Source organism: Nocardioides sp. LHG3406-4 (assembly GCF_049897745.1).
Classification (GTDB): Bacteria; Actinomycetota; Actinomycetes; order Propionibacteriales; family Nocardioidaceae; genus Nocardioides.
The window spans coordinates 1140680-1147225 of the sequence record NZ_JAFCWV010000001.1; the positions used below are offsets into that span (position 1 = coordinate 1140680).

Consider the following 6546-nt stretch of genomic DNA (forward strand, 5'->3'; position numbering starts at 1 on the left):
CCTCGGACGTCGTGGTGTGACTCCCTTCCGTCACCGTAGCGCGAGGTCCCTCGCGCGGCTATCGGACGCGGATCACCTTGCCGTTGGGCTTGCCCTTCTCCGGGGGCAGCGCGTTGATCGTGGCGTAGACGCCGCGGTCGGTCCGCTCGATGTCACCGGGCAGCGGCCTCGAGAGCCACGGCCGGGCCACTCCGGAACCCGCCTTGATGCGCGCGATCTGGCCCGCGAAAAGCTGGGACACGAAGATGTCGCCGTTGCGCGCCACCGCGAGCCCGACCGCGCTGACCAGGCCCTGGGCGACCAGCGTGACCGACCCGGTCCGGCGGTTGACCGCATAGACCTTCGACTGGGCGCCGGTGCTGCCGTCCTCGGGACCGCCGGTGAGGGTGGAGACGTAGAGCCTCCCGCCCGGTCCGCGCTCGACGTCGGTCGGCACGGGCTCGAACAGGTAGGTCAGCCCCACCGTGCACGCTGGGAGCTTGTTGCTCGCCGCGATCTCGGGGGTGACCACCACCGGCACCGGCGGCAGCACGGCCACCGCGCGCACCTTGCCCCGCGGCGAGACCGAGAGGATGTCGTTGCCGGCGGCGTCCGCGACGTACGTCGTGCCCTTCACCATCGTCGTGGCGTAGGGGTGCGACTCGACGATCCCGGTGTAGGCGGCCGGGACCTCCTCGGGGATCTGCGCGGCGCAGGCGGGGGTGAGGCCCTGGAAGCCGTAGCTGACTCCCGCGTCGGGGTTCTGCTGACGCTCGAAGGCGCCCAGGTTCGCCAGCCTGACCGGCGGGCGCCCCCTGCTCATGCCCCACAGGTGCGTCTTCGCCCGATTCGTCGTGGCGAACCGCAGCGTGCCCCGGCGCTCCGAGACGGCCCCGACCTCGGTGCCCTTCCTCGCCGCGTGGATGACGGTGGGCCTGCCGCCGGGCGCGATCCGCGTCAGCAGGCCGGCGAAGTTCTGGGCGACGTAGACGGTGCCGTTGCCGGAGACGGCGAGGCTCAACGGGCTCACCAGGCCCCGGGCCAGGCTCTCGACCTTCTGCTTGGCCTGGACCTGGTCGGCCTTCTGCTCGGCCGAGGCGGGTGCGGCGGCACCGGCTGCGAGCACCACGAGTGCGAACGATGACGCGAGAATTCCGTGACGGGCCACGGGTCCCTCCTCCGGTGGACGGTCTCAGGCCCTCCCAGACCCGACTCTGCCCCAAGACCATTCTCCGGTTGGCAAGGCTGCGCATCACCACAATGAGGGATGCCTGAGCCGCGATGGCTCAGTGGTGGATGCGGCCCTCCCGAGTGGCCAGCCGGTCTCCGGAGCCGCCCCACTGATGGGCCACGATCTCGGCGGCGATGGAGATCGCCGTCTCCTCGGGGGTCCGAGCCCCGAGGTCGAGGCCGATCGGGCTGCTGAGCCGCTCCAGCTCCTTCTCGGTGAGGCCCGCCTCACGGAGCCGGACCAGCCGGTCGTCGTGGGTACGCCGTGAGCCCATCGCGCCGACGTACGCCACGTCGGGCAGCCGCAGCGCGACCTCGAGGAGGGGCACGTCGAACTTGGGGTCGTGGGTCAGCACGCACATCACGGTGCGCTGGTCGACACGGCCGGCCTCGGCCTCCGCCGCGAAGTACCGGTGCGGCCACTGCACGACCACCTCGTCGGCACCGGGGAACCGCGAGTTGGTGGCGAAGACGGGACGGGCGTCGCAGACCGTGACGTGGTAGCCGAGGAAGGCCCCGATCCGCGCGACCGCGGCCGCGAAGTCGATGGCGCCGAAGACCAGCATCCGCGGGGGCGGCGCGAAGGCCCAGACGAAGACCCGCATGCCCTCGCCGCGGCGTTCGCCGTCGGGGCCGTAGCTGAGGGTCCCGTTGTGGCCCGCCGCCAGCAGGCCGAGTGCGTCGTCAGCCACCGCGTCGTCGGCGCGCGGGCTGCCGATCGAGCCCGACCGCGGGACCTCGGCGTCGGGCCGGACGATCATCCGTCGGCCCAGCCACGCCGGGTCGGGGTGCTCGATCACGGTGGCCAGGGCGAGCGGCCGCGACGCCTCGATGTCGGCGGCGATCTCGCCGAGCTCGGGGAACGTCTCGCGGTTCACCTTCTCGACGAAGACGTCCAGGATGCCGCCGCAGGTCAGGCCGACGGCGAAGGCGTCGTCGTCGGAGACGCCGTACCTCTCGAGCACGGGCGCGCCCGTCTCGACCACCGACTGGGCGAGCTCGTAGACCGCACCCTCGACGCAGCCGCCGGAGACCGAGCCGACCGCCTCGCCCCCGGAGCCGACCAGCATCGAGGCGCCGGGCGGGCGCGGTGCGGACTGGAACGTCGCGACGACCGTCCCGACGCCGACCGTCTCACCGGCCTCCCACCAGGCCAGCAGCTCCGACATCACCTCACGCACGAGACACCACGGTACAGAGGTCGGCGAAGGCGGCCAGCGAGTGTCCGGCCACGAAGTCGTCGACGTACGGCAGGGCCGCTGCGATGCCCTGCTGGACGGGCGCGTAGCCGTCCTTGCCCCGGTGTGGGTTGACCCACACGACGTGGTGGGCGATGCGGTGCAGGCGCTGCATCTGCTCGGCGAGCAGGGTGGCGTCGCCCCGCTCCCAGCCGTCGCTGAAGATCACCACCACGGCACCGCGCGCCATCCCGCGCGCGCCCCAGCGGTCGAGGAAGACCTTGACCGTCTCGCCGAGCCGGGTGCCGCCCGACCAGTCCGGCACGGTGTCGCCGGCGGCCACGATCGCGCGCTCGGGGTCGCGGTGGCGCATCGCGCGGGTCAGGTGGGTGAGCCGGGTGCCGACGGTGAAGACCTCCACCCGGTCCCCGGTCACCACGAACCGGTGGGCCAGCCGCAGCAACGCGTCGGCGTACCCGCTCATCGAGCCGGACACGTCGAGGAGGAGTACGACGCGGCGCGGCCGCTCGCGGCGCCTGCGCCAGACGATCTCGGCCGGTTCGCCGAACCGGCGCATGCTCAGCCGCATGGTGCGCGACGCGTCGAGGGTCCCCCGGTGCCACCGCTGGTGCCGCGCCGTTCGACGCGACGGGGCGATCGGCCTCAGCCGCGCGAAGAGGGCGGCCAGCCTGGCCTTCTCGGCCGGGTCGAGCCCGGCCACGTCACGGTGCCGCAGCACCTCGACGGAGGTGGCGGCGGCGCGCAGCACCTCGTCCGTCTCTGCTCCCTCCCCCGCCGACTCGGCCTCGGGGAAGCCGGAGACCGAGACGCTCGGCGTGGTGGCCGGGCGCGGCCGCGGCAGCCCCTCCCGCGCGTCGAACCAGGCGTGGAACACCTGGTCGTAGCGGGCCAGGTCGTCCGGGCCGGCACACAGGGTGGCGCGGCCCGCCCAGTAGGTCGCGCTCTGGTCGTCGAGCCCGAGCAGGGCCGTGGCCTCGAGGAAGCCGTGCGAGCGGTCCGGCGTGACCGGCACTCCCGCGGCCCGCAGCGCGCGGGTGAAGCCGAGCAGGATCTCGTCGGGCTCCCTGACCGCGGCGCCGGTCACGTCGTCAGCATCCGGTCGAGCGCCTGGCGGACCCGGTCGCCGTCCTCGCGGTACTTCACCAGCGCGCCCAGCGAGGCCGCCGCGGAGGCGAGGTCGAGCTCGGTGGTGCCGAGGTGGTGGAGGGCGCGGGCCCAGTCGAGGGTCTCGGCCACGCCGGGGGGCTTGAGCAGGTCGTCTCGGGCGCGCAGCTGCTGCACCACGCCGACCACCTGACGCGCCAGGGCCGCCGACACCTCGGGCGCGCGGGAACGGACGATCTCCACCTCGCGCTCCAGGCCGGGGTGGTCGATCCAGTGGTAGAGGCAGCGTCGCTTGAGGGCGTCGTGCAGCTCGCGGGTGCGGTTGGAGGTGAGGACCACCAGCGGCGGCTCGGCGGCAGCCACGGTGCCGAGCTCGGGCACGGTCACCTGCCAGGTCGACAGCACCTCCAGGAGGAACGCCTCGAACTCGTCGTCGGCCCGGTCGACCTCGTCGACGAGCAGCACGGCCGGGCTCTGCTGGAGCGCCTGCAGCACCGGGCGGGCGAGGAGGAAGCGGGCGTCGTACAGGCTCTTCTCGGCCTCCTCGACCGAGCTCTGCGCCTCTCCTCCGGCCACCGCCTCGAGGGCGCGGAGGTGGAGGATCTGGCGGGGGAAGTCCCAGTCGTAGAGCGCCTGGGTGGCGTCGATGCCCTCGTAGCACTGGAGCCGGATGAGGGGCAGGTCGAGCGACTCCGCGAGGGCCTCGGCGAGCGCGGTCTTGCCGGTGCCCGGCTCGCCCTCCAGGAGCAGCGGCCGCTGCATGCGGGCGGCGAGGAAGACGACGGTGGCCAGCTCCGGGTCGGCGAGGTAGCCGGCCGTGCCCAACCGGGCGGCGACGTCGGACGCGGACTCCATGCACTCAGGCTACGTGCGGCGACGTTGGCCGGGCGTTGGAGCGTCCACGTCTCGACCGGTGGCGAGGTCGCCGCACTCGACCAGGGTCACCTCGCGGGCGGCCAGGTAGGCACGGGCGCCGACGTCGCCGGTCACCGTGCTCGCCACCCGCTCCCAGTGGTCACGGCCGATCAGGACCGGGTGTCCGGGCCTGCCGTCGTACGACGCGCGCGCGAGCACCGCCGCACCGGACCCGGACGCCAGCACCCGGGCGACGACGCCGGCCCCGACGTCCGGCAGGTCGACGAGGCTCACCAGGGCCGCGTCCTCGCCCGTGACCGCACCCAGGCCCGCGCGCAGCGACGCGCTCATGCCGTCGGCCCAGTCGTCCGCCACGACCACCTCGACGTCGAGGCCGTCGAGGAGCGCCCGGGCGTCGCCGGCCGCGGCACCGAGGACGACGTACACCCGGCTGCAGCCTCCGTCGGTCAGCGCGCGCACCGCGCGTTTCAGCCACGACGTGCCGTCGGTGTCGTGGACGAGTGCCTTCGGGGTGCCCATCCGGCGCCCGGCGCCCGCGGCGAGGAGCAGGCCGGCGGTCATGGGCGCCATCTTGCCCGAATCCCTGGGCGGGCGTCGGTGGTCGCGGGCACACTGTGCTGGTCCGCACGTGCTCTTGACGTCAAGGGCGCTTGAACCGTGACCCTGTCACGATGACCACGGAGACCCCCATGCCCGACCCGATCGTCGAAGGCGTGGCGGACCCCGTCGACGACCAGCAGACCGGCCGGCGGGTCCCGCGGGCGTTGACGCCGTTCCGCACACCGGCCTACCGCAGGCTCGCCGTGGCGCTCGTGCTCTCCACGTTCGCCGGCGGCGTCTGGGTGGTCGCGCTCGTGTGGGAGGTCATCCGGATGGGTGGGGGCCCGGCGGAGCTGTCGGTGGTCTCGACGTCGGGGGCGGTCGGAGTGCTCCTCCCGGCCCTGCTCGCCGGTGTGGTCGCCGACCGGGTGCCGCAGAAGCTGATCCTGCTCGCCGTGGCGGCCGTCGAGCTGGTCGGCATGACGGTCGTGTGGCTGCTGTCGGCGAACGACCTCACCCAGGTGTGGCACCTGGCCGCGGTCTCGCTGGTCACCGGCATGGGCATGGCCTTCTACTACCCCGCCTACTCCGCGATGCTGCCGGCGCTGGTGCCGGAGTCCGACCTGATGGCCGTCAACGGCTTCGAGGGCATGGTCCGCCCGACGATCGGCCAGGCCATCGGGCCGGGTGTCGCCGGCGCCGTGGTCGGCATCGCCTCGCCCGCGGCGGCGTTCTCGATCGCCTCCGCCGCCTGCCTGCTCGGCCTGATCGCCCTCACCTTCGTGCCCCTCACCGCGGTGCGCCGCGAGCCCGGAGAGGTGCGCGTCGGCCACCCCGTGCGCACGGCGGTGGCCGACATGAAGGAGGGCTTCGTCTACATGGTCCGCACGCCCTGGCTGCTGGCGTCGCTGATCTTCGCGTCCATCATGATCCTGGCCATGATGGGGCCGCTCGAGGTGCTCATCCCGTTCCTGATCAAGGACTCCCTCGGCGGCGGTCCGGGCGACCACGCGCTGGTGCTGGCCGCCTTCGGCATCGGCGGTGCCGTCGGCTCGCTGGGCATGGCCTCGGTGCGGATGCCGCGGCGCTACCTCACCCTGATGGTCCTCGGCTGGGGCCTGGGAGCGCTGCCGTTCCTGGTGATCGCGTGGGCCGACGCCGTGTGGCAGGTCGTCGCGGCAGGATTCGTGATGGGAGCCCTGTTCTCGGCCCCGATGGTCATCTGGGGCACCCTGCTCCAGCGCCGGGTGCCGCCGGCGCTACTCGGCCGGGTGGCGTCGCTCGACTTCTTCGTCTCGGTGTCGCTGATGCCGGTTTCGATGGCGCTGGCCGGTCCGGTCTCGGAGGCCATCGGCCTGCGCAGCACGTTCTACATCGCCGCGCTGACGCCGGTCGTCACCGCTGTCGTGGCGATCCTGTGGGCGAGGCTGCCGGCCGACGAGATCGCGCACCCGCTCGCCTGAGTCGTGGCCGCGTCGCGGCCCCGCGGGACCGGCCTGTGCGTTTGTTGGAACGTTCGCGCAACGCGCTTTGCTGGAACGTTCGCACCAGAGAAACGGCCGTTGTTTGGACGGTGGCGCCACACCCCGGGGTGGGACGATGCCACAACCCCCCCGGC

6 protein-coding genes are annotated in these 6546 nt (G+C 73.3%); 1 reads left to right on the top strand and 5 read right to left on the bottom strand.

Features of this window, described 5'->3' with window-relative positions:
* Nucleotides 1–58: 58 nt before the first annotated feature.
* From ACP7BP_RS05545 to ACP7BP_RS05565, 5 genes are all read right to left on the bottom strand, one after another.
* Nucleotides 59–1147 (bottom strand): ScyD/ScyE family protein, encoded by a 1089-nt coding sequence (locus tag ACP7BP_RS05545; protein WP_426243260.1) that lies wholly within the window; start codon nt 1145–1147, stop codon nt 59–61.
* 118 nt (nt 1148–1265) lie between these two features.
* The gene (locus ACP7BP_RS05550; protein WP_426243262.1) at nt 1266–2390 is read right to left on the bottom strand and encodes an XdhC family protein; all 1125 of its coding nucleotides are present in this window, start codon (nt 2388–2390) and stop codon (nt 1266–1268) included.
* Nucleotides 2383–3492, bottom strand: a complete 1110-nt coding sequence (locus ACP7BP_RS05555; RefSeq protein ID WP_426243263.1) for a vWA domain-containing protein — start codon at nt 3490–3492, stop codon at nt 2383–2385. Before ACP7BP_RS05555 ends, ACP7BP_RS05550 begins: the two co-directional genes overlap by 8 nt.
* Nucleotides 3489–4367 (bottom strand): AAA family ATPase, encoded by an 879-nt coding sequence (locus ACP7BP_RS05560; protein WP_426243264.1) that lies wholly within the window; start codon nt 4365–4367, stop codon nt 3489–3491. The genes ACP7BP_RS05555 and ACP7BP_RS05560 overlap by 4 nt, the downstream gene beginning before the upstream one ends.
* 9 nt (nt 4368–4376) lie before the next feature.
* Nucleotides 4377–4949: a nucleotidyltransferase family protein gene (locus ACP7BP_RS05565; protein ID WP_426243266.1), complete on the bottom strand. Its 573-nt coding sequence runs from the start codon at nt 4947–4949 to the stop codon at nt 4377–4379.
* Between the two features lie 110 nt (nt 4950–5059).
* Between ACP7BP_RS05565 and ACP7BP_RS05570 the strand changes: the two genes are divergently transcribed.
* On the top strand, nt 5060–6391 hold the full coding sequence (locus ACP7BP_RS05570) for an MFS transporter (RefSeq protein WP_426243268.1): 1332 nt from the start codon (nt 5060–5062) through the stop codon (nt 6389–6391).
* The last annotated feature ends 155 nt before the right edge of the window (nt 6392–6546 follow it).

Coding starts and splice junctions, on each gene's coding strand:
- ACP7BP_RS05560 (WP_426243264.1), bottom strand. CDS start 4,367: ATGGAGTCCGCGTCCGACGTCGCCGCCCGGTTGGGCACGGCCGGCTAC.
- ACP7BP_RS05565 (WP_426243266.1), bottom strand. CDS start 4,949: ATGACCGCCGGCCTGCTCCTCGCCGCGGGCGCCGGGCGCCGGATGGGC.
- ACP7BP_RS05570 (WP_426243268.1), top strand. CDS start 5,060: ATGACCACGGAGACCCCCATGCCCGACCCGATCGTCGAAGGCGTGGCG.